Source organism: Spongiactinospora sp. 9N601 (genome assembly GCF_044326295.1).
Lineage (GTDB): Bacteria > Actinomycetota > Actinomycetes > Streptosporangiales > Streptosporangiaceae > Spongiactinospora > Spongiactinospora gelatinilytica.
In genome coordinates this window covers 290,119-309,888 of sequence record NZ_JBIRBB010000012.1, presented here as the reverse complement: position 1 = coordinate 309,888, position 19,770 = coordinate 290,119, and the positions used below count along the sequence as shown (strand labels likewise).

At 71.9% G+C, this 19,770-nt stretch carries 16 protein-coding genes and 1 riboswitch; of the genes, 2 read left to right on the top strand and 14 right to left on the bottom strand.

All coding sequences use genetic code 11. The features are described 5' to 3' along the window. Positions 1 to 200 precede the first annotated feature (200 nt). The gene (locus ACH34R_RS28550) at positions 201 to 422 is read right to left on the bottom strand and encodes a DUF397 domain-containing protein (RefSeq protein ID WP_199536762.1); all 222 of its coding nucleotides are present in this window, start codon (positions 420 to 422) and stop codon (positions 201 to 203) included. Positions 423 to 443: 21 nt separating this feature from the next. Continuing rightward, positions 444 to 1,298, bottom strand: a complete 855-nt coding sequence (locus ACH34R_RS28545) for a helix-turn-helix domain-containing protein (RefSeq protein ID WP_397564610.1) — start codon at positions 1,296 to 1,298, stop codon at positions 444 to 446. A 320-nt stretch (positions 1,299 to 1,618) separates the two neighbouring features. On the opposite strand from ACH34R_RS28545, the gene ACH34R_RS28540 reads away from it, so the two are divergent. Continuing rightward, positions 1,619 to 1,939 carry a hypothetical protein gene (locus ACH34R_RS28540; RefSeq protein WP_397564609.1) on the top strand — a complete coding sequence of 107 codons (321 nt, stop codon included), beginning with the start codon at positions 1,619 to 1,621 and terminating at the stop codon, positions 1,937 to 1,939. Here ACH34R_RS28540 and ACH34R_RS28535 read toward each other — a convergent pair. From ACH34R_RS28535 to ACH34R_RS28480, 12 genes are all read right to left on the bottom strand, one after another. Further along, positions 1,926 to 4,454 carry a TIM-barrel domain-containing protein gene (locus ACH34R_RS28535; RefSeq protein WP_397564608.1) on the bottom strand — a complete coding sequence of 843 codons (2,529 nt, stop codon included), beginning with the start codon at positions 4,452 to 4,454 and terminating at the stop codon, positions 1,926 to 1,928. The two genes, ACH34R_RS28540 and ACH34R_RS28535, sit on opposite strands and share 14 nt — an antisense overlap. 66 nt (positions 4,455 to 4,520) lie before the next feature. Next, on the bottom strand, positions 4,521 to 5,339 hold the full coding sequence (locus ACH34R_RS28530; RefSeq protein ID WP_397564607.1) for an ABC transporter permease: 819 nt from the start codon (positions 5,337 to 5,339) through the stop codon (positions 4,521 to 4,523). After that, positions 5,336 to 6,328 (bottom strand): ATP-binding cassette domain-containing protein, encoded by a 993-nt coding sequence (locus ACH34R_RS28525; protein WP_397564606.1) that lies wholly within the window; start codon positions 6,326 to 6,328, stop codon positions 5,336 to 5,338. The genes ACH34R_RS28530 and ACH34R_RS28525 overlap by 4 nt, the downstream gene beginning before the upstream one ends. 78 nt (positions 6,329 to 6,406) lie before the next feature. Continuing rightward, positions 6,407 to 8,251 carry an asparagine synthase-related protein gene (locus ACH34R_RS28520; RefSeq protein ID WP_397564605.1) on the bottom strand — a complete coding sequence of 615 codons (1,845 nt, stop codon included), beginning with the start codon at positions 8,249 to 8,251 and terminating at the stop codon, positions 6,407 to 6,409. A gap of 239 nt (positions 8,252 to 8,490) precedes the next feature. Next, positions 8,491 to 9,186, bottom strand: a complete 696-nt coding sequence (tenA, locus tag ACH34R_RS28515; RefSeq protein ID WP_397564604.1) for a thiaminase II — start codon at positions 9,184 to 9,186, stop codon at positions 8,491 to 8,493. Continuing rightward, positions 9,177 to 9,272: riboswitch (TPP riboswitch) on the bottom strand. (Overlaps the previous gene by 10 nt.) Positions 9,273 to 9,341: 69 nt before the next feature. Continuing rightward, the gene (locus ACH34R_RS28510; RefSeq protein WP_397564603.1) at positions 9,342 to 10,223 is read right to left on the bottom strand and encodes a DUF6492 family protein; all 882 of its coding nucleotides are present in this window, start codon (positions 10,221 to 10,223) and stop codon (positions 9,342 to 9,344) included. Positions 10,224 to 10,350: 127 nt separating this feature from the next. After that, positions 10,351 to 11,709, bottom strand: a complete 1,359-nt coding sequence (locus ACH34R_RS28505) for an LLM class flavin-dependent oxidoreductase (RefSeq protein ID WP_397564602.1) — start codon at positions 11,707 to 11,709, stop codon at positions 10,351 to 10,353. Then, a complete protein-coding gene (locus tag ACH34R_RS28500) occupies positions 11,706 to 12,455 on the bottom strand; it encodes an ABC transporter ATP-binding protein (RefSeq protein WP_397564601.1) in 750 nt (249 codons plus the stop codon). The genes ACH34R_RS28505 and ACH34R_RS28500 overlap by 4 nt, the downstream gene beginning before the upstream one ends. After that, positions 12,431 to 13,273: an ABC transporter permease gene (locus ACH34R_RS28495; RefSeq protein WP_397564600.1), complete on the bottom strand. Its 843-nt coding sequence runs from the start codon at positions 13,271 to 13,273 to the stop codon at positions 12,431 to 12,433. The genes ACH34R_RS28500 and ACH34R_RS28495 overlap by 25 nt, the downstream gene beginning before the upstream one ends. Beyond that, positions 13,273 to 14,319 carry an ABC transporter substrate-binding protein gene (locus ACH34R_RS28490; RefSeq protein ID WP_397564599.1) on the bottom strand — a complete coding sequence of 349 codons (1,047 nt, stop codon included), beginning with the start codon at positions 14,317 to 14,319 and terminating at the stop codon, positions 13,273 to 13,275. Before ACH34R_RS28490 ends, ACH34R_RS28495 begins: the two co-directional genes overlap by 1 nt. Positions 14,320 to 14,589: 270 nt before the next feature. Then, on the bottom strand, positions 14,590 to 17,580 hold the full coding sequence (locus ACH34R_RS28485; RefSeq protein WP_397564598.1) for an AAA family ATPase: 2,991 nt from the start codon (positions 17,578 to 17,580) through the stop codon (positions 14,590 to 14,592). 34 nt (positions 17,581 to 17,614) lie between these two features. After that, positions 17,615 to 18,586 (bottom strand): magnesium transporter CorA family protein, encoded by a 972-nt coding sequence (locus ACH34R_RS28480; protein ID WP_397564597.1) that lies wholly within the window; start codon positions 18,584 to 18,586, stop codon positions 17,615 to 17,617. A gap of 332 nt (positions 18,587 to 18,918) precedes the next feature. Between ACH34R_RS28480 and ACH34R_RS28475 the strand changes: the two genes are divergently transcribed. Beyond that, on the top strand, positions 18,919 to 19,767 hold the full coding sequence (locus ACH34R_RS28475; RefSeq protein ID WP_397564596.1) for an NAD(P)-dependent oxidoreductase: 849 nt from the start codon (positions 18,919 to 18,921) through the stop codon (positions 19,765 to 19,767). Positions 19,768 to 19,770: the final 3 nt, after the last annotated feature.

The window sequence follows — 19,770 nt, the reverse complement described above, 5'->3', positions numbered from 1 at the left end:
GATCGACTGGCGTAGACACCCAACGATCATGAGGGGTCGCGTTTGTCATCCGCGCCCAGGGGTGCCCTTACCGCCCGGTCTCATCGAGCCCACATGTGTCCCACCAGCCGAGAACGCTTCAGCCCTGCCCCTGACCCGGCCGCGCGGTGCTCGCCCTGCGGGGGAGCCCCCTGGAGGGCTCCCCGTACGGCGGCGGCCGGTCAGCGCTCCAGTCGTCCGGTTTTGATATCGGCGATGAAACGCCGGAAATGTCGCTCGCCGAGCAGCAGTACGGGGCCGTCGGGATCCTTGCTGTCCCGTACTGCCACGATTCCGCCGTTCAGCACGGCGGTCTCCACACAATCTCCGCCCGCGTTGCTGTGGCTGGACTTGCGCCATGCGGCGGCTCTCAGTTCTTCGGGTGTCACTGTGATCATGTCCATGATCGATCCTTCTGGCGGCTGTCAGCCGGCCGCGCTCTTCGCGAAGCCGGTCAGGAGAACATGCGTCTCTTCGCGGCTGAGGGATGCCTCGTGCAGGTCGCGATAAACGCAGTTGTAGCTCTCGACCTGGGTGGCGTCCTCCAGGAACAGGCTGTTGCGTCGATACTCGATGTAGACGACGTCGGGGTCGGGCGGCGCGAAACCGAGCAGCACGAAACCTCCGTCGATGCCGGTGTGCATCCCCGCGGAGAACGGCAGGACGCGCAGGTCCACGTTGGGCAGTTCGGCGAGCTTGGTCAGCCGGGCGAGCTGGCCCCGGCTGGTCTCCGGGTCGGCGCGCAGGCGGTGCAGGCACGCCTCGTTGATGATGAACGAGAGGTCCTGGGACTCGTTGCCGACCAGCCGTTCCTGCCGGGCGAGCCGGAAGTCGATCATGCGCTCGATGTCGTTCGATCCGGACGTCGGATATTGGCTGATGAGCAGTCTGCGGTAGTAGTCGGCGGTCTGCAGCAACCCGGGGATGAGTTCGACGGTGTAGGAACGCAGCCGGGTCGCCTCGGCCTCCAGGCCGATTCTGACCTGAAACCATTCGGGAATGGCGTCGCCATAAGAATGCCACCAACCGCGTTGCCGGGATTGGCGGGCGAGAGTCATCAACTCCTCGCGTTGGTCCGTCGGGACGTGGTAGATGTCCAGCAGCACCCGCAGGTCGTTCAGCCGGATACCTTGACGACCGGATTCGACGCGGCTCATCCATGATTGCGCCAGACCTACCTGCTGGGCAACGTATTCCGACGTCAGGCCGGACTCTTTTCTAAGTCTGCGAAGCTCGGCGGCCAACCGCCTGCGCCGCACCGTCGGACTGGTGTCGGCCATGATTCACCTCACACTATGGAGTCGTTGCCCCGAGCATTCCGTAAATCAAACTACGGACAAAATTGGATAATCCCCCGAGCATACCGTGTTCCACTACTTCTGGTATGCATCTTCGGAATGCACGGTATCACAGACAATGAGGGCGCTTCTTCCCTTCCCGGCAATGCGCGCGTATCACCCTTTCTATTACAAAGCGTGCATTTCTTAGCGAACAGGAGATTTCTGGCCAGGCCGCCATGATCACGGGTGGCCGGAGCCGGTCACGCTTGGTGCTCCCGTTCGCCTTGACGGTCACTGAGGGTGAGAGGAGGATTTCACGCGTGATCGACGGCATGTGGCACCAGCTCACCATCCACGATCCCCGCGACGTGTGCGAGGGCGACGTCGTGCGCCGCGCCGTACAGGATTACCTGAGCCCGGAGCGGCTGATCGACCTCGGCGACTGGCTGGTCATGGAGCCCGCCTACATCTGCGGAAACTACATCGGGGTGGACGCGGAGGGCCGGGCCTACGACGTCGCGGCCATCCACCGGCACTGCCGGTCGCTGGCCACCGAGCGCGACGAGTGGGTCGCCTTCCCGATGGACCGGCCGGTGGCGGTCAGGCGCAGGAGCGGCATGTGTCCGGCTACGCCAGAGTGAAGACGAACGTCTTGGCCGCGCCCACGTCCATCGCGGCGGACTTGGCGAGCACGTAGCCGTCCCCGCCGTCGTACCACCCGCTGCCCGCCGCCTCGAAGGCGTCTCTCGTGGCGTGCCGGGGGAGCGGCGTGCCGTTCAGGCTCACGGCGGAGGCGCGCCCGGCCAGCTCGACCACGTTGGGCCGGGCCGGCACCGCGCCCGGGTGGTCGCCCTCGGCCGGGCCGACCGCGACCGTGGCGGTGGACCCCGTCACCTGCTGGCGCAGCGCGGTGGTGCGGACCTCGCCCCGCTGGTAGCCGGTGGTCGTGCCGTCGTCTTCGTACAGGGTGAACTCCGAGGCCGTCGCGCCGGGATAGACCCTGACGATCAGCTCGTCCCTGCGAGTGCCGTCGGTGCGCCTGCCGAAGACGTTCATGGTCGCCTCGTCCACCGCCATCTTCGGGATGATCGCCCCGGCCCTGGCGTACGCCGGCAGCCGGAACTCCCCGTCCACCCACAGCGGCCGGCGGCCCGTCCACTGCCCGGCGCTCTCCGTCCGCGCGCCGGAGTAGTAGTCGTACCAGACGCCCGCCGGAAGGTAGACGTCGCGCTCCCGCTCGCCGCGCCCGGCCACCACGCCGACCAGCAGGTCACGGCCGATCAGCTTCTCATGGCCCAGCTCCCGCACATTGGGGTCGTCCTGGTGGTGGTAGACCAGCGGCGGCACCAGCGGCTCCCCGGTGCGGTGCGCCCGGTGCGCCAGCGAGTAGTAGTAGGGCGTCAGCTCATAGCGCCGCCGCAGGTTGGCGAGGTTGCTCGCGGTGTGGCCGACCCGGTCGGGGGAGGTCTGGAAGCAGTTGCAGAGGTTCTCCGTGTGCGGGCGGATCGGCACCTCGAACCACGCGGCGTCGGCGAACCACTGGGTGTAAAGCTCGGACAGGTCGGAGTCGAGCATCTCGCGGCGGAAGCCGCCGATGTCGGAGCCGAAGTAGTCGATCCCGGACATCGACATGTGCATCTGGGCGTTCTGCTGGTCGGCCAGCGCGGTCAGCCGGGAGCCGATGTCGGCCGACCACATCGCCGCGCCGTACCGCTGGATGCCGGCCGCGCCCGAGCGGGTCAGCAGGAACGGCCGGCGCGGCTCGGCCGCATACCCCCGGGCCACGCTCGCCGCCCACGCCAGGTTGTAGAGGTTGTGGTAGCCGGCGTGGGCGTGCTCGCCCGGCAGCGACCCGGCCGTCCAGTCGCCCGCGTCGTAGATCTCCGGCTCGCCGAGGTCCAGCCAGTGGCCGAGGACGCCCTGGTCGATCAGCGGCTTGCGTTTGACGGCGTGCCAGTGGTCGCCCGCCGCGCCGAGCGTCCAGTCGATCATGCCGCCCCTGCCCCACCAGTCCTTGTCGTCCTGGGCCAGGTAGACCGGCGGGCAGGTGGCGCAGCCGGCCCTGACCAGGAAGCCGCGCCCGGCGAGGTCGGCGTGCTCGGGCAGCGCCCTGCCGACGTAGGACTCCTCGATCGGGATCAGCCCGACGCCCTGCTCGGCCTCGTATCGGGCGATGCGCCCGGCCGGGTCGGGGAACCTCGTCAGGTCCCAGGTCAGCGAGCCCATCCGGGTGTCGTCGGCGCCCTCGCGCACCCCGCCGAACCACTGCAGGTCGAGCACGAACCCGTCCACCGGGAACCGCGCGGCGCGCAGGCCGTTCAGCCGGTCGTCGACCTCCGCCCAGTCGTCGAACCCGTATTCCGACACCCACATGCCGAACGCCTTGCGCGGCGGCACCGGCGGCCGGCCGGTCAGCTCCATGTAGTCGCGCCGCAGGTCGGGAAGGTCGGGGCCGGTCATGATGTACCAGCGGAGTCGATCTCCCGAGGTCTCGACGGTCCACGGGTCGCCGGTGAGGTCCCACTGCTGCCTGTGGGCCTGGTCCAGGAACATCCCGTAGTTGAGGCCCGCCGCGCCCACCGCGAACAGCACCGGGATCTGCGCGTTGCCGACCGGCCCGTTGTCGGGGTCGAAGACCATGGCGTTGCCGTACGGCCCGCCCGGCGTGCGGACGCGGCCCACCCAGTCGCCGTCGGCGGTGCCGCCGCGCGGGAACTGCTCGCCCAGGCCGTAGGCGTGCTGGACGCCGCCCCTGGTGATGGTCAGCCCCTTCCACGGCTGGTCGAGGTTGCGCGGGCACGCCTGGTGCAGCAGCCGCCCGGCCGCGTCGTGGACCGTGACGCACAGCGACGCGGGCGCGACCTCGACCCGCAGGCCCGGTGTGGTGAACGTGTCGCCGTTCCTGGCGAAGTCGCTCGGCCCCGGATAGCCGGTCTCGGCGACCTGCGGGGTGACGAACAGCGGCTTGTCGGTGCCCGGGCTCGGCCCGGCCGCCGACAGCTCGAAGTGGACCAGGTCGTCGTCGAGGAACTCGACGATCAGATAGGCCCCGCCGGAGACGAACCCGGCCCGGCGCACGGCGGAGGCCGAGGTCTCGGGGGCGAGCGCGAACAGCCCGCCGGCCAGCAGCACCAGCGCCGCCAGCGCGCGCTTCATGTCCGCCTCACCGGCAGCACACCCCCACTGTAGGCGGGCAGGACGGCACGCGCCCCCTTCGCGTCCTCACCCGGCCCTCGCCATCCGGCGGGCCGCCAGCAGCAGGGCCAGCAGCCCCACGACCGCCGTCACGGCCAGTTCGCGGACCGCCGCCGGCTGCCCCGTGGTCATGGACACCCGGCCGTTCAGGTAGGGCGCGATGGTCTGCCGCAGCGGGTCGATCACGTACGTGAGCGGGTTGGCCAGCGCCAGGCCGGCGAGCCAGGACGGCAGGCCGGACACCGGGAACAGCGCCCCCGACAGGAAGATCATCGGGGTGAGCGTGAACCCGAGCACGGCGTGCAGGGTCTGCCGCCGGCCGACCGACACCGCCAGCAGCGTGACCAGCGTGGTCATGGTGAACGCGATGAGCGTCAGCTCCGCCGCCAGTGCCACCAGCAGCGCCGGGTCGTAGGGCAGCCGGGCCACCCCCGCCAGCGCCAGCACCAGCGCGCCCTGGCAGGCGGCGACCGTCGTGCCGCCCGCGCACCGCCCCGCCAGCAGGCTGGCCCGGTGTACCGGGGCGACCAGCATCTCGCGCAGGAAGCCGGTCTCCCTGTCGATGGCGATGGACACCCCCGTGGCGACGGCCGGCAGGTAGACCGTCATCACCAGCACGCCGGGGAACAGGTAGGTGCGGTAGTCGCCGACCGGCGGGGCGTCCGGGATGAGCGAGCCGAGCCCGGTGCCCAGCACCACCAGGTAGATCAGCGGCTGGGAGAGGACCAGCGCCACCTGGGCGGGGTTGCGCAGGCAGCGCAGGATCTCCCGCCGCCAGACCACCCCGGCGGCCCTCGTCTCCCACAGCATCCGCCGCCGCGCTCCGGCGCGGCCGATCCAGATCATGCCGGGGACCCTCCCATTCTCTGGCCGGTGTAGTGCAGGAAGACCTCGTCCATCCCCGGCCGCCTGACCTCGACCGACAGCACGGGGACGCGCAACTCGGCGCACAGCCGCGGGATCGCCGCCGCCGCGTCGGGAAGCCGCAGGTGCAGGCCGTCCGGGCCGCGGGTGGCCGACACGCCCATCCGCTGCGCCAGCAACATCGCGGCGGTGCGGTCGTCGGCGGTCCGCAGATGCACCCGGTCGGTGCCGAGCGCCGCGCGCAGCGCCGCGGGCGTGTCATGGGCGAGCAGCCGGCCGCCGTCGATGATGCCGACGTGGTCGCAGTGGTCGGCCTCCTCCAGGTAGTGGGTGGTCAGGAACATGGTGAGGGCCCTGTGCCGGCGGAGCTGGAGCAGGTGCTCCCAGACCTGGGCGCGGGCGGCGGGATCGAGCCCCCGGGTGGGCTCGTCCAGGAACAGCACCTGCGGGGAGGTGAGCAGCCCGCGGGCGATGGCCAGGCGGCGTCTGCCGCCGCCCGACAGGGCCCGCGCCCGGATTTCGCGCTCGTCGTACAGGCCGAGCAGGTCGAGCGCCTCGTCCATGCGGCGGCGGGTCTCGTGCCTGCCCATGCCGTGCAGCGCGGCGTGGAAGCGCAGATGCTCGGCGACGGTGAGGTCGCCGTCGCACGCCGAGTCCTGGAGGACCAGGCCGATGCGCCGCCTGACCTCCATCGGGTCGGCGAGGACGTCGACCCCCGCCACCCGCGCCTGGCCCGTGGTCGGGCGCAGCAGCGTGCACAGCATGGCCATGGTGGTGGACTTGCCCGCCCCGTTGGGGCCGACGAACGCGAACAGCTCGCCGGCCTCCACGCTGAGATCGATCCCGGCCACGGCGGGCACGCTCCGGTAGGACTTGGCCAGCGCCCGGGTGTAGACGGCGGGCGAGGCCCCCCAGGGCGCGTTGCGCCGGTGCAGGCCGGTCCGGCGGTGGTGGGTGGTGTCGGGTGCCATCACGCCCCCGGCCGGGCGTGCTCGGTCGGGCCGTTCATGAGGCCGGTGGCGGCGCGGGCGCGCAGGTCACGGGCGGCATCAGCGTCCTCCGATCGCCATCGCGGACATCCGCTCCCGCCCCGACAGCGAGCGCAGCCAGATCTCGCAGGCGAGGGTCCGCGACAGCGGGGCGACGGCGTGCAGCGGCGGCCGTGGCCCGGTGAGGGCGGCCCGCAGCGCCGCGGGGTCGATCAGCCCGAGCCGGGCGAGCAGCGAGGAGGAGAACAGGTCCATCAACTCCGTGCGGTGCCGGCGCAGCCCCGCGTAGAACTCGGCGGCGGGCCCGCTGCGCGGCGGGCGGCCGAGGAAGGGCCGCGGCACCAGCCCGTCCATCGCGGCGGCGAGCAGCGGCTTGCGCAGGCCGGGCGCGCCGCGTTCGTGCGGACGTACCGACAGCGCCGCCTCGATCACGGCGTCGTCCAGGTAGGGCGCGGCGTAGGGCAGCCCGAGGCGGACGGTGGCCTGCTCGACCTGCCGGAGCCCGGCGCCCGCCGTACGCGCCTGGAGCAGGGCCGCGTGCTGGGCCCGGCGCCGGCACAGCGGCGGCGGCTCGTCGTCGGCGATCCCGGACAGCACGCCACGGGCCGCCTGGACCGCCTGCCCGGTGGCCCACACGGGCATCCGCGGCGGCGTGCCCCAGGTCAGCGCGAGCGCGCCGCCGGACGCGGGCTCGCTGCTCAGGCCGCCCGCGCACGCCGCCAGCCACGCGGCGTGCGAGTCGCGCTCGGCCAGCTCCCGCAGCGCCCGCCACCACGGCATGCGGTGGCCGCGCAGGTGCGCGAGCGCGGTCAGCGGCCGGCGCCGGACGAGATCGTGCAGATAGGACGGCTGGACCGAGAACAACTCGTCGCCGCCCACCCCCGTCAGGTGCAGGTAGGAACCGGCCGCGATCAGCCGGTCGGTCACGTAGGCGATCCGCGCGGTGTCACGCACCCAGCCGGGGGGCTCCTCCAGGGCCTGCCGGGGCTCGGTCAGCCCGCCGAACCACGGCGGGACGTCGTCGCGCCCGGCCGTGAGGTGCCTGGCGTTGGGCAGCGCCGCGGCGGCCCGGCGCGCCCACACCGTGTCGCCCGACCCGCTGGGGCCGATGTCGGCGCCCTGGCGATGAATGGTCACCAGGCGGCCCGAGCCGCGCCCGGCCAGGAAGCACAGAGCGGTGGAGTCGAGCCCGCCGGACAGGTCGGCGCTGATCGTGTCGCCGTAGTGGGAACCGCCCTTCGCGCAGGAGCCGACCGCCGCGACCAGCGCGTCGCGCACCGCCTCCGCGCCCTCGGCCAGCGGCAGCGCCGGCTCCGGCGGACTCCACCAGCGGCGCAGCGTCGCCGTGCCGTCCGGCTCCAGGATCAGGCAGTGGTCGGGCGGCACCCCGGTGACGCCGCGCCACACCCCCGCCTGCTGGAGCGGCCAGGCCGCGCAGTACGGCAGCAGCCGCGCGGCGAGGACGCCCTCGTCGACCGGCGCGCCGGTCACCGTGGCCAGCACGTCGGAGCGGCTGGCCGCCACCGTCACGCCCGCCACCCGGGCCTGGAATATCCGGCGCACCGCCGAGGCGCTGCCCCGGGCTCGCACCCTGCCGCCGACCGCGGCGATCAGGTGGAAGCTGCCGGGCAGCCCCGCGACCACGCGTTCCACCTCGTTCAGATCACGTATCCGGTCCAGCCGCCGCGCCAGGTCGGCGGTGGTGACCGGGCATCGCCCGAGCACCGCCACCTGCGCCGAGCCCGCGCGGGCGTGGCGGATCTGATCACACGGCCACTCGCCGACCAGCCACGGACGGCCGGACGCGTGATCGATCACACCGCTCGCCCACGGGCGCAGCGCCCCTGCCGCGGCGGCCCCGGCCGCCCCGTCGGGAAGGACGGCGAACCACGGCTCCCCTCGCACCGTTGTTCCCCCGCCCGTCAGGCTTGGGGGTCGGGAAACCGGGACTGCCGGGCAGGCCGGATATCTGTCGCGCTCATGGGACCGCGCTCCTTTCCGCGATAGACCTTCGGTCACCCGCCATGTCTACCGATCAGGAAGTGGTCACCATAAGTATCCGGACGGTTACGCTCCGCGAACAATCTTGGTACGCATCCCTGGGCGCGCCGGATATCGACAGCGGCCCCCGACTCGGGGTCGGTTCAGAGCGAGACCCACTCCGCGGTGGGCCAGGTCTCCTGCCGCCACGCGCTGTCCCAGAACATCCACTCGTACTCGGTGGCCCGGCAGAAGGCGTGGACCATCTGTTCGCGCGTCTGCGGGCCGGCCGCCGCGGCCAGCCGGTCGGTGATCTCCTTGGCCTGGGTGACCGACTCGGCGAACGCCGGGTCGGCGTAGGTGGAGATCCAGGCGCGGTAGGGGTGGTCGGCGGCGCCGGCGGTACGCTCCAGCAGCGCCTCGCCCACGTCCTGGTAGACCCAGAAGCAGGGGAGGACCGCCGCCGCGAGCACCGGGTAGGGCGCCGACAGCGCGGTGGCCTGCAAGTACGAGGAGTAGCCGAGGCAGGTCGGCGACGTCGCGATCCCGGACAGGTCGTCCGGGCTCAGGCCGTACTCCTCGATGTAACCGGCGTGCAGCGACGCCTCCGCGGTCAGCGCGGTGTTCGCGCTCTGCGCGTAGAAGGCCGCCTCGTCGACGTCGCCCGCGCGCGTGGAGGCGGTGGCCAGCGCCTTGGAGAACGCCTCCAGATAGCGGGCGTCCTGGACGATGTAGAACGCGAACTTGTCGCGGTCGAGCGTGCCCGCGCCGAGCGCGGTGTTGAACGGGTGCTCGTGGATGGCCCGCACCAGCTTCGCGGTGCGCTGCCAGACCTCAGTGCAGAACGAACCCTCACCCACGGTGACGTCCCTTCGCTAGTCCGAACTAGAGCAGGTTCTACGGGTGTGATCTCAGCCCGGCGCGCCGGGCACCCCGCGTCATGGGTCACCGTAGCAGGTCGTGTCCGAACGCCCCGCCGGGGGGAGGCGGGCAGGGCGTACGCGGATCGGCGCGGTCAGCCCCCGGCCACCTGCGCGCAGCGCTGCACGGCGGCGAGCCGGACGTCCCACGGGGTGCGGGACTTGGCCGAGATCATCATCCCGACCGCGGACGGGGTCAGCCGGTCGGCGAAGTCGAGGGCGGCGGCGAGGTCGAGCGGGGTGTCGTCCCAGCGGTTGTGGCACACCGAGTCGGTGTACGGCGGGCGGCCCGCCGCCGCGCCCACGACCTCGTCCACGAAGACCCCGTAAAGGATGAACTCGGAAATGTGCAGGTGCGAGTTGAAGGCGTCCATCCAGTGCCGCCCGGTGACCTTCGTGATGCGTTCCTGCATCTCCCGCACGAGGGCCGGGTCCCAGAAGTTGAGCGAACTGACGTAATCGGGGAGCGGCAGCGCCCGGGTGGCGGGCAGGCCCAAAAGGCCGCGCGCCGCGTGGTGCCACTTGATATGCCGGTCCATTCCCGCGTGTACGCCGTCTTCGAGCCGGTAAAGGCACAGCCGGTCGTCGGTGGTGAAGCTCTCCGCGCGGGTCGGCCGCACCAGCACGACGTCGGAGTCGAGCAGTAGCGCCACATCGGCGTCCACGTGCGCGGCGGCGGCTATCTTGAGCGCCTGCTGGATGACCCAGCCGCGCACAGGTGGCCATGGTCTGCGCAGATTGGCCCACAGTCCGCTGCGAGGAACGCGGACATAGCGGCGGGGGAGAAGCTCGGGTTCGGTCCAGATCCGGCACCGCGGGCCCGCGAACCTGGCGAACACCGCCTGGTCCGCGGTGGGCACGATGACGTGGTGGACGGTGTCTTGTGACGTGTGGTGGAGCACGGACCGGTGGAGCTCGCCGAAAAGCTCCGAGTCCGGTCCGTAGCTCGGGGTGATGACCGCTAATTTCCTGCTCACGGGTATCCCGCTCCCATCCCTGCCGGAGGGTACGAATAAGCGCCCCCGATTCACTGCCGTCACTTCTTCTACCGCCTGCGCGAGGCTTCGGCAACGGGCGTGTTGGAACGTGCCAGGAAACGTTACTCTACCAGCGGTTTTCGGCCCCTCGGAGCGCTGCGCCGAAACGACTCGGCGGGCGCTGGAGCCCATAGTGTTCGCGAAGTGTGGAGCCCTCGTACTCGGTCCGGAACAGGCCCCGTTTCCGCAGAATGGGGACCACGTGGCCGGTGAACGCGTCGAAGCCGCCGGGCAGGTACGGCGGCATTATGTTGAACCCGTCGGCCGCGCTGCCGGTGAACCACTCCTCGATCCGGTCGGCGATCTGCTCGGGGGCGCCCGCCGTCACCCAGTGCCCCCGCGCCCCGGCCAGCCTGCGCAGCAACTGCCGGATCGTCGGGGCCTCGCGCCGCACGATGTCGGCCACCAGCTTGAAGCGGCTGCTCTCCTGCCGGTCGCCGGTGGTGGGCAGCACGTCCGCGGGGAACGGCCCGTCCAGGTCGTACCCGCGCAGGTCCACCCCGAGGAGCTGGTCGAGCTGGTGCAGGGAGTACTCCGGCTGGATCAGCTCGTCGAACTCCTCCTGAAGCTCCAGCGCCTCGGCCTCGGTGGAGCCGATGAACGGGCTGATCCCCGGCAGCACCCTGACCTGGTCGGGGTCGCGGCCCTCGCTCTTGACCCTGGCCTTGATGTCGGCGTAGAAGTCGCGGGCGTCGCCGAGCGTCTGGTGGGCGGTGAAGATCGCCTCGGCGTAGGCGGCGGCGAAGGCCCTGCCGTCTTTCGAGGAGCCCGCCTGCACGTAGACGGGCCTGCCCTGCGGGGAGCGCGGGACGTTCAGCGGCCCGGCGACGCGCAGCAGCGCCCCGGCGTGGTCGATGCGGTGGATCTTGGAGGTGTCCGCGAAGATCCCGCTCTCCCGGTCGATGACCAGGGCGTCGTCCTCCCAGCTGTCCCACAGGGCGGTGACGGCTTCCAGGAACTCCCTGGCCCTGGCGTACCGGTCGGCGTGTACCGGGTGCGTCTCCAGCCCGAAGTTGGCGGCGGCCTGCGACGCGCCGGTGGTCACGATGTTCCAGCCCGCCCTGCCCCGGCTGATGTGGTCGAGCGAGGCGAACAGGCGGGCGAGGTTGTACGGCTCAAGGTAGGTCGTGGAGGCCGTCGCGATCAGGCCGATCCGCTCGGTGGCGGTCGCCACCCCGGTCAGCAGGGTGATCGGCTCCAGCCGGAACCTGCTCGCGTACCGGACGTTCTCCGGCAGCGAGGGCCCGTCGGCCAGGAAGACCGCGTCCAGCTTCGCCGCCTCCGCCTGCCGGGCCAGCTCCTGGTAATAGGTGATGTCAAGAAGCCGGCGCGCGTCCGAACTCGGATGCCGCCAGGCGGCTTCGTGATGACCGCCCGGGTAAATGAAGAGATTGAGGGTTAACTGGCGGTTTGATGGTCGGCTCACGATTTGTCCGTTTCTCTTGTCACGCCGAGTGCGGCCAGCAGCCTGGTACGGATCTCGGCGAACCTCGGGTCGGCCGAATCCCGCGGCTGTTCGATGTCGATCCGGGTCTCGGCCGCGATCCGGCCGGCGGACAGCACCAGCACCCGGTCGGCGAGCACGATCGATTCGTCCACATCGTGCGTGACCAGCAGTACGGCCGGCCGGTGCCGGTCGCACAACCGGCGCAGCAGCGTGTGCATCTTGATCCGGGTGAGCGCGTCGAGCGCGCCGAACGGCTCGTCGGCCAGCAGCAGCTCCGGTTCGCGTACCAGCGACCTGGCGAGCGCCACCCGCTGCTGCTCACCGCCGGAGAGCTGGTTCGGCCAGGCCCGCTCGCGCCCGGCCAGGCCGACCTCGCCGAGGCTCGCCGCGCCGCGTCCGGCCTGGTCGCCGGGCAGCCCGAGCACCACGTTGTCCAGCACCCGCTGCCAGGGCAGCAGCCGGGCGTCCTGGAAGACCACCGACACCCGCGCGGGCACGCTCACCCGCCCCTCGCCCTCGCCGTCGGCGTCCAGGCCGGCCAGGGCGCGCAGCAGCGTGCTCTTGCCCGATCCGCTCTGGCCGAGCAGCGCCACGAACTCACCGGGCGCGATCTCCAAGTCCAGCCCGTCGAGCACGGTACGTTCGCCGAACCTCCTGGTCAGCCCTGACACCTGGACCGCCGCCACGGCCGCATCCGCCGTCAGCCCGCCAGCGTGCGCCGCCACGAAAGGGCCCTCCTTTCCACGAGCCGGACCGCCGCGTCAGAGAAGAGGCCGAGCAGGCCGTATAGGACGATGCCGACGAGGATCACGTCGGTCTGCCCGTACGTCCGGGCCAGGTCCATCATGTAGCCGATGCCGCTGGTGGAGTTGATCAGCTCCGCGACCACCAGGTGCAGCCAGGAGACGGTGACCGCGAACCGCATGCCGAGCAGGAACCCGGGCAGCGCCCCCGGCAGCACGACCCGCCGGATGAACGCGGCCCGCCCGAGGCCGACGGTGGCGGCCAGCTCCACGTAGCGGCTGTCGATCGCGCGCAGCCCGTTGTGGGTGTGGACGTAGATCGGGACCAGTACGCCGAGCGCGATCACGGTGACCTTCATGACCTCGCCGATGCCGAGCCAGAGGATCAGCAGCGGCATGATGGCCAGGGCCGGGATCGCCCGCTTGATCTGGACCGGGCCGTCGATCAGCGCCTCGCCGTACCTGCTCAGGCCGGACAACAGGGCCAGCGCCACCCCGCCGGGCACGCCGATGGCCAGGCCGAGGCCGACCCGGCGCACCGAGGCGAGCAGGTTCTCCTGGAGGCGGCCGTTCTCGATCAGCTCGATGGTGGTGGTGATCACCGTCCAGGGGGCCGGGAGCACCCGGGGGTCCAGCCCGCCGGTGAGTGAACCCACGCTCCACAGGGCGAGCAGCAGTCCCGGCCCGATGAGCAGGCCGAACCTGATCGGCCGGCCGGGGCCGAGCCGGCGCCGGGCCGCGCCCGGGGATGTCCGCGGCGCGGCGGCCGGGGCGGTGGGGGTGAGCAGCGAGGTGGCCATCAGGCGCCCTCCTTCAAGGCGTCGGCGCCGACGGACTGGTAACGCAGGTCGTAGAGGTCCTTCGCGTTGATCACTTCGTTGCCGGTGTCGGCGGCCAGCAGCTCGATGGTCTCCTGGTGGCGGGCGATGGCATCGCTCCAGTCGCCGGGGAAGTCCGGCTCTCCGGAGGAGTCGACCAGGTAGCGTCCGTCGGCGGCGCTCAGGCCCTGGTCCTTCACGTAGTAGCCGGCGATCCACTCGTCGGGGTGCTCGTAGACCCAGCGCCAGGCTTTGGCCCAGGCCGCGACGTACTCCCTGACGGCCGCGGCCTTGGCCGGGTCCTGGAGGGTGACCGCGCGCACGTACAGGTGAGCGGGGTCGTCGCGGATGCCGTGCTTGAGCGTTATCGCGCCGTCGTGGCCGAACTTGGCGAGGTACCGCTTGATCAGCACCCCGCCGAGAGGCGCGGCGTCGACCTGCTTGCTCGCCAGCGCGTTGGGATAGACGTCGCCGGTGCTCGGCAGCTCGACCAGCTTCACGTCGTTCCTGGTCAGCCCGGCCTTCTTGAGTATCCGCAGCACCAGCGCGCCCTGCGCCTGGCCGGGGCTGTAGGCGATCCGCTTGCCGCGCAGGCCGGCGAGCGTGGTGATGCCCGACCCGGGGGCGATGCCGACCTCGTAGATGGGGTGGCCGATGGGGTCCTTGCGGTACCGGGAGGCGACGATCTTGACCGGCAGCCCGGTCCAGGTCGCGTGGATGGGCGGGATCTCCGCGACGGCCCCCACGTCGAGCGCGTCGGCCCGGAACGCCTCGGTGGTCTGCGGGCCGCCGCTGATGTTGGCCCACTCGACGGGGAAGGAGAACTTGCCGATCTGGCCGGACAGTTGCAGGGCGACCTTGGTCTGCGGATCACCGATGATCAGTTTGGTCCCCTGCGGGACCTTGGTGGGCAGCGCCGCGTCCGGCGCCAGGCCCTGCGCGGCCTGCCCGGTGCCGCCGCCGCTGCACGCGGCCAGGAGCGCCAGGATCGGTACGGCCAGCGTGGCCCGCAGGGCCGGCCGTTTCACGCGGAGGGTAACCCGGGGTAGTGCAGGCATGCGTCATCGCCCTTCGACACGCGGGGGAACAGGTACGGCTGGACGGGTCAGGCAGGGACGACCCGGAGCGGAGGGAGTTCCGCTACCACGGGCGGTGACATCGCGCGCTGATGACGTGGCCGAGATCGATGTGGGTGCGACGGGTCAAGCGAACACCTTGACTCATGGCGTTCACGCTAGGACGGACCTACCCATAAGTCAACATTTCCTACAGGGTTTGCATGAAATGCCTCGGCCGCCTCAGTCGAACAGCCGCAACCGGTGCGCCAGCGCGGCGGCCTCGCCGCGCGAGGCGACGCCGAGCTTGCCGAGAATGTTGGAGACGTGCACGCCGGCCGTCTTGACCGAGATGAACAGCTCGCCGGCGAGTTCGCGGTTGCTCCGGCCGGCCGCGATCAGGCGCAGCACCTCCAGCTCACGCGGGGTGAGGCCGTGCGCGTCGCCGCCCGGCCGGGCCGCGACGCCGATCCGCCGGGCCAGCCGGTCGATCTCGGCGGCCAGCGGGCGGGCGCGCAGCGACTCGGCGATCTCGGCGGCGCGGGCCAGCCGTACCGCCGCGCCGTCCCGGTCCGAGGCGGCGGCACACGCCTCCGCGGCGCGGGCCAGCGCCTCGGCCAGCGGGTACGGCTCACCCGCCGCCTCCCACGCGGCCACCGCCGCCTCCCAGGCGGGAAGATCGCCCACCCCGGCCGCCTCCGCGGCGAACGCCACCTTGCGAACCGCCCAGAACGGCGCCCCCGCAGGCACATCCCTGGCGACCTCCACCAACGCCCCCCGCAACGCCGCCACGGACGTCTGTTCCCGGCGCGGATCCCGGCCATGGCCCGCCGCCACGGGATCTCGTGTACCGTCCGCCGCCGCGGCCGGCGGATCCTGGCGGGGATCTCGGCCACGTCCCGCCGCCGGCTGATCCAGGCCGCGGTCTGCTGCCGCGCAGGCTCGCATCGCGGAGTGCAGGATCGGCCACAGGTACCAGGGGTTGCCGGTTGGGCCGAAGCGGTCGAGGGCGTCCTGGGCCGTGGCGATAGCGCCCGGGAAGTCGCCCTCGGCGGTTCGGTGGTCGATGAGCAGGCACGCGTACGCCCCTGAACCGAACCGGCCGAGCCGGGCGGCGAACCGGCCGAGTTGTTCGGTCAGGGCGTTCAGCAGCGGCGTTTCGCCCCTGGCCAGGGCCACCATGGCACGGAAGACGAGCATCTGCCCGCGCAGCGGCGGGTTGGGTTCCAGCCGCATCGCCTTCTCGTAGGAGGCGGCCAGGTCGTCCCAGCGCCCGAGGGCGAACTGCGCCTCGATCAGGTTGCCCGCGATGTAGCCGCCCCCGGCGCGGATCTGCCCGAGGCGGTGCGCCAGGGCGATGCCCTCCCGCGCGGTCGCGATCGCCTCGGCGTACCGGCACCGCAGGATGAGCTGCGCGGAGAGGTTGACGAAGGCGCGCAGCAGCCTGCGGGCCGAGCCGCCCTGCTCGGCCATGCTCCGCGAACCCTCCAGAGCGTCGCTCGCCGAGGCCAGATCGCCCTTGACCGCCGCGACGAACGCGCTGGTGGTGAGGGCGTCGGCGGAGGCCGCGGCGTCGCCGAGCCGGGCGGCGAGCGCGACCGCCTCCTCGATCATCGCGTGCCCGGTCTCGGTCTCGCCGATCTCGGTCAGCTCCCCGCCGAGCAGGGCCAGTACCGAGGCCCGCACCGGCCCCGCCCCCGGCACGAGGCGTTCGGCGGCGCGCAGGTCCGTGAGCGCGCCCGGCCCGCCGCCGAGGGATCGCAAACGCGCGCGTTCCAGATGGACGAGGGCTTTGCGCTCGGGCTCGGCGTCGCCGTCCAGGGCGTCGATCGCCGCCGAGGCCAGGCGCAGCCCCCGGTCGGTCTCGCCGCACGCGTAGGCGGTCTCGGCGGCACGTTCGAGCACGGCGGTGTGGTCCGCGCCGATGCGCGTTGCCGCGCCGGGCACGCGTTCCCACAGTTCGAGGACCAGTTCCAGCATCTGCAGGCCCTCGGCGTAGGACAGGGCGGCGGCGCACTCGGCGGCGGCGTCCCAGGCGGCGAGCAGCGCGCGTTCGTTGTCGTGCGCCGCCGCCCAGTGCGCGGCCAGCTCGGCGCTCGGCCGGCCGCCCGTGCCCAGCGCCGGATTCGCGGCCAGCGCCTCGGCGTAGCGGCGGTGCAGCGCGGTGCGCTCGCCGGGCAGCAGCTCGCCGCGTACGGCCTCGCGGATCAGGGCGTGCCGGAAGGCGTAGCCCTCCTCGTCGGTGAGCAGGACGTTGCCGGTCACCGCCGGGCGCATGCGGTCCGACAGCGCCGTGTCGTCCAGCCCGGTGACGGCGGCCAGCAGGGCGTGGCCCGCGCGGTCGCCCGCGACCGTGGCCACCCGCAGCACCCGCTGGGTCTCCTCGGGGAGCCGCTGGACACCGGAGAGCAGCAGATCGCGCAGCGATTCCGGCAGGTCGTCCGCGGGCGTGCCGTCCGGGCCCAGCGCGGCCTCCACGAACAGCGGGATCCCCTCGCTGCGGGCGTGGACCAGCTCGGCCAGCGCGGGATCGGCCGCGTGCCCGAGCAGGCCGCCGAGCTGGGCGGCGACCTCGGCTCGGGTCAGCCGGGGGAGTTCCAGCCGGGTGACGATGCCGACTCTGGACAGTTCGGCCAGCAGCGGGCGCAGCGGGTGGCGGCGGTGCAGGTCGTCGGCGCGGTAGGTGACCGCGAGCAGGACGCCCACGCCGTGCAGGTTGCGGGTCAGGAAGCTCAGCAGGTCGCGGGTGGAATGGTCGGCCCAGTGCGCGTCCTCCACGATCAGGACGGCCGGCCGGTCGGCGGCCAGCCTGCCGAGCAGCGCGAGGACGTGCTCGAACAACCGCATCCGCGCGATGTCCCTGTCGGTCTCGGCGGGGGGCGTGCCCAGTTCGGGCAGCAGCCGGGACAGGTCGCCCGCCGAGTCGTGCGGCAGCAGCGCCGTGGTCCCCTCGGGCCCGAGGTCGCGGACCAGGCCGCGCAGCGCGGCGGTGAACGGCGCGTACGGCAGGCCGGAGGTACTCAGCTCGACGCAGCCGCCGGACAGCACCAGCGCCCCCGCCTGCTCGGCGCGGGCGGCGAACTCGCTGGTCAGCCGGGTCTTGCCGACCCCGGCCTCGCCGCCGATCAGGACGACGCGCGGCTCGCCCTCGCGGGCCTGGCCGAGCGCGCCGAGCAGTACGGCGAGCTCGTTCTCACGTCCGGCGAAGACGGGGCTGACCTGGTGGAGGGGCACAGGCCCACAAAATACCGCCTGATCGTCCCTGTCCCTAGAGCCAGTCGCGGCGTTTGAACACCTGGTAGAGCAGGATGCAGGTGCTGATCACCGCGATCGTCGAGACCCAGAACCCCCAGGGCTGCTCCGACCCCGGATAGGGGACGTTCTGGCCGTAGAAACCCGTGATCATGGTGGGCACCGCGATGATCGCGGCCCAGCTCGTGACCCGTTTCATGATGTCGTTGAGCCGGTAGCCCTGGAGCGTCAGGTGGGTCTCCCTGATGTTGCCCACCAGCTCGCGCAGCGACTCCGTCCATTCGGTCACCCGCAGCACGTGGTCGTAGACGTCCTGGTAGTAGGGGGCCATCTCAGGGCGGACGATGCGCAGGTCGCAGCGGATCACACCGCTGACCACCTCGCGCATCGGCTGGATCACCCGGCGCAGGGTGACCAGGTTCTTGCGCAGCTCGAATATGCGGCGTTGCAGTTCGTGCCGGTCCGCCGTGGGCTTCTCGGAGAAGAGCTGGTCCTCAAGCGTCTCGACCTCGTCGTCGAGGTGTTCCACCAGGGTGAAGTGATCGTCCACGATGCGGTCGAGCAGGCCGTGTAACAGGAACGCGACCCCATGGGCGGCCCGCTCCTTGGCCTGGTCCCACCGCTCGATCACCTCGCCGATGTCGAAGTCGTCGTTCTCCCGTACGGTGACCAGCGCGTTCTTGGTGACGAAGATCGATATCTCGGTCATCTTCAGCGGGCCCTGCCGCGGGCGCGCATGGTAGACGGTGAGGAAGAGGTGGGTCTGGTAGGTGTCGATCTTGGGGCGCTGGTGCTCGGACAGTACGTCCTCCACGGCCAGCTCGTGCAGACCCAGTTCCTCACTGATCACCGTGAGCTCTTCCGGCTTGGGCGCGCAGAGGTCGAACCACACTGTGGCGGCGGGGTCGGCGATGTGGTCGGACACGTCGGCGACGGGAAATCCCTCCGCCTGGAGCACGCCGTCGCGGTAGAGCCGTGTATGCGACATGTCCGCCAACAATAGTCTCGTTCCTGCGTGCCGGGTCTGGGGTGCCGCCGGCCTTGCGCGCGTGGCGCGTCGGACATGCTCCTAGCCCGGATCGGCCCCGCGAAACCTGGGGCTCTGAGTAACCATCTGAACACCCGGTGTGATGATCGTCGTGGGCCGGGGTAGGGCCGGGCAGACGTCCCCGTCCCCTTGGAGCCCCGCACGCATCGCACGGCCCTGGCCGCCGGCCAGGTGACCAATAGGTGAGTACCCCACCTGAAAGTAGGTACTTGCAGCTCCGGCAGCGTGTCCACCAGGCTGAACCCCGGATCTGACGAACGGGGGACATGGACATGACGAAGACCGCGGTCACCGTGCTCGGGCTCGGCGCGATGGGACGGGCGCTGGCGGAGGCGACGCTCGCCGCGGGCCACCCGACCACGGTGTGGAACCGCTCGGCGGACAAGGCCGCCGACCTGGTGGCCAGGGGCGCGGTACCCGCCGCCACGGTCGCCGAGGCGGTCGGGGCCGCGCCCGTGGTGATCGCCTGCGTGCTCGACCAGCCGGTGCTGCGCGAGATCCTGGACCCGGCAACGGACGCGCTGGCGGGGCGGGCGCTGGTCAACCTGACCAACGGCACTCCGGACGAGGCCCGCCGGATGGCGGAGTGGGTGGCCGGTCACGGGGGCGACTACCTGGACGGCGGGATCATGGCGGTGCCGCCGATGATCGGCGAGCCGGGGGCGCTGATCCTCTACAGCGGGCCGCGCGAGGTGTTCGACCGGTACCGGGCGGTGCTCGACGTGCTCGCGGAAGGCGATCACCTGGGGGCCGACCCGGGGCTCGCCGCCCTGTACGACCTCGCCCTGCTCGGCGGGATGTACGGGATGTTCGCCGGGGCCCGGCACGCCGCCGCCCTGGTCGCCACCGTGGGCGGCGACCCGGTGCGGTTCGTCGAACAGCGGCTCGTCCCGTGGCTGAACGCGGTGATGCCCGCACTGTCCGGGTCAGCCGAGGCCGGCGATCTCGCGGACTCGTCCGTGGCCATGCAGCGGATCGCCATCGCCAACATCATCCGCGCCTCCCGCGAGCAGGGCCTGCCCGCCGACCTGCTCGCCCATCTGCTGGCCCCGATCGCCCCGCCCACCGACCCCCGGATCACCGAGGACGTCCGGCGTCTGGCCGACCTCACGATCGGGTAGCGA

Coding starts and splice junctions, on each gene's coding strand:
- ACH34R_RS28530 (WP_397564607.1), bottom strand. CDS start 5,339: ATGATCTGGATCGGCCGCGCCGGAGCGCGGCGGCGGATGCTGTGGGAG.
- ACH34R_RS28480 (WP_397564597.1), bottom strand. CDS start 18,586: ATGTCGCATACACGGCTCTACCGCGACGGCGTGCTCCAGGCGGAGGGA.
- ACH34R_RS28495 (WP_397564600.1), bottom strand. CDS start 13,273: ATGGCCACCTCGCTGCTCACCCCCACCGCCCCGGCCGCCGCGCCGCGG.
- ACH34R_RS28475 (WP_397564596.1), top strand. CDS start 18,919: ATGACGAAGACCGCGGTCACCGTGCTCGGGCTCGGCGCGATGGGACGG.
- ACH34R_RS28545 (WP_397564610.1), bottom strand. CDS start 1,298: ATGGCCGACACCAGTCCGACGGTGCGGCGCAGGCGGTTGGCCGCCGAG.
- ACH34R_RS28550 (WP_199536762.1), bottom strand. CDS start 422: ATGGACATGATCACAGTGACACCCGAAGAACTGAGAGCCGCCGCATGG.
- ACH34R_RS28525 (WP_397564606.1), bottom strand. CDS start 6,328: ATGGCACCCGACACCACCCACCACCGCCGGACCGGCCTGCACCGGCGC.
- ACH34R_RS28535 (WP_397564608.1), bottom strand. CDS start 4,454: ATGAAGCGCGCGCTGGCGGCGCTGGTGCTGCTGGCCGGCGGGCTGTTC.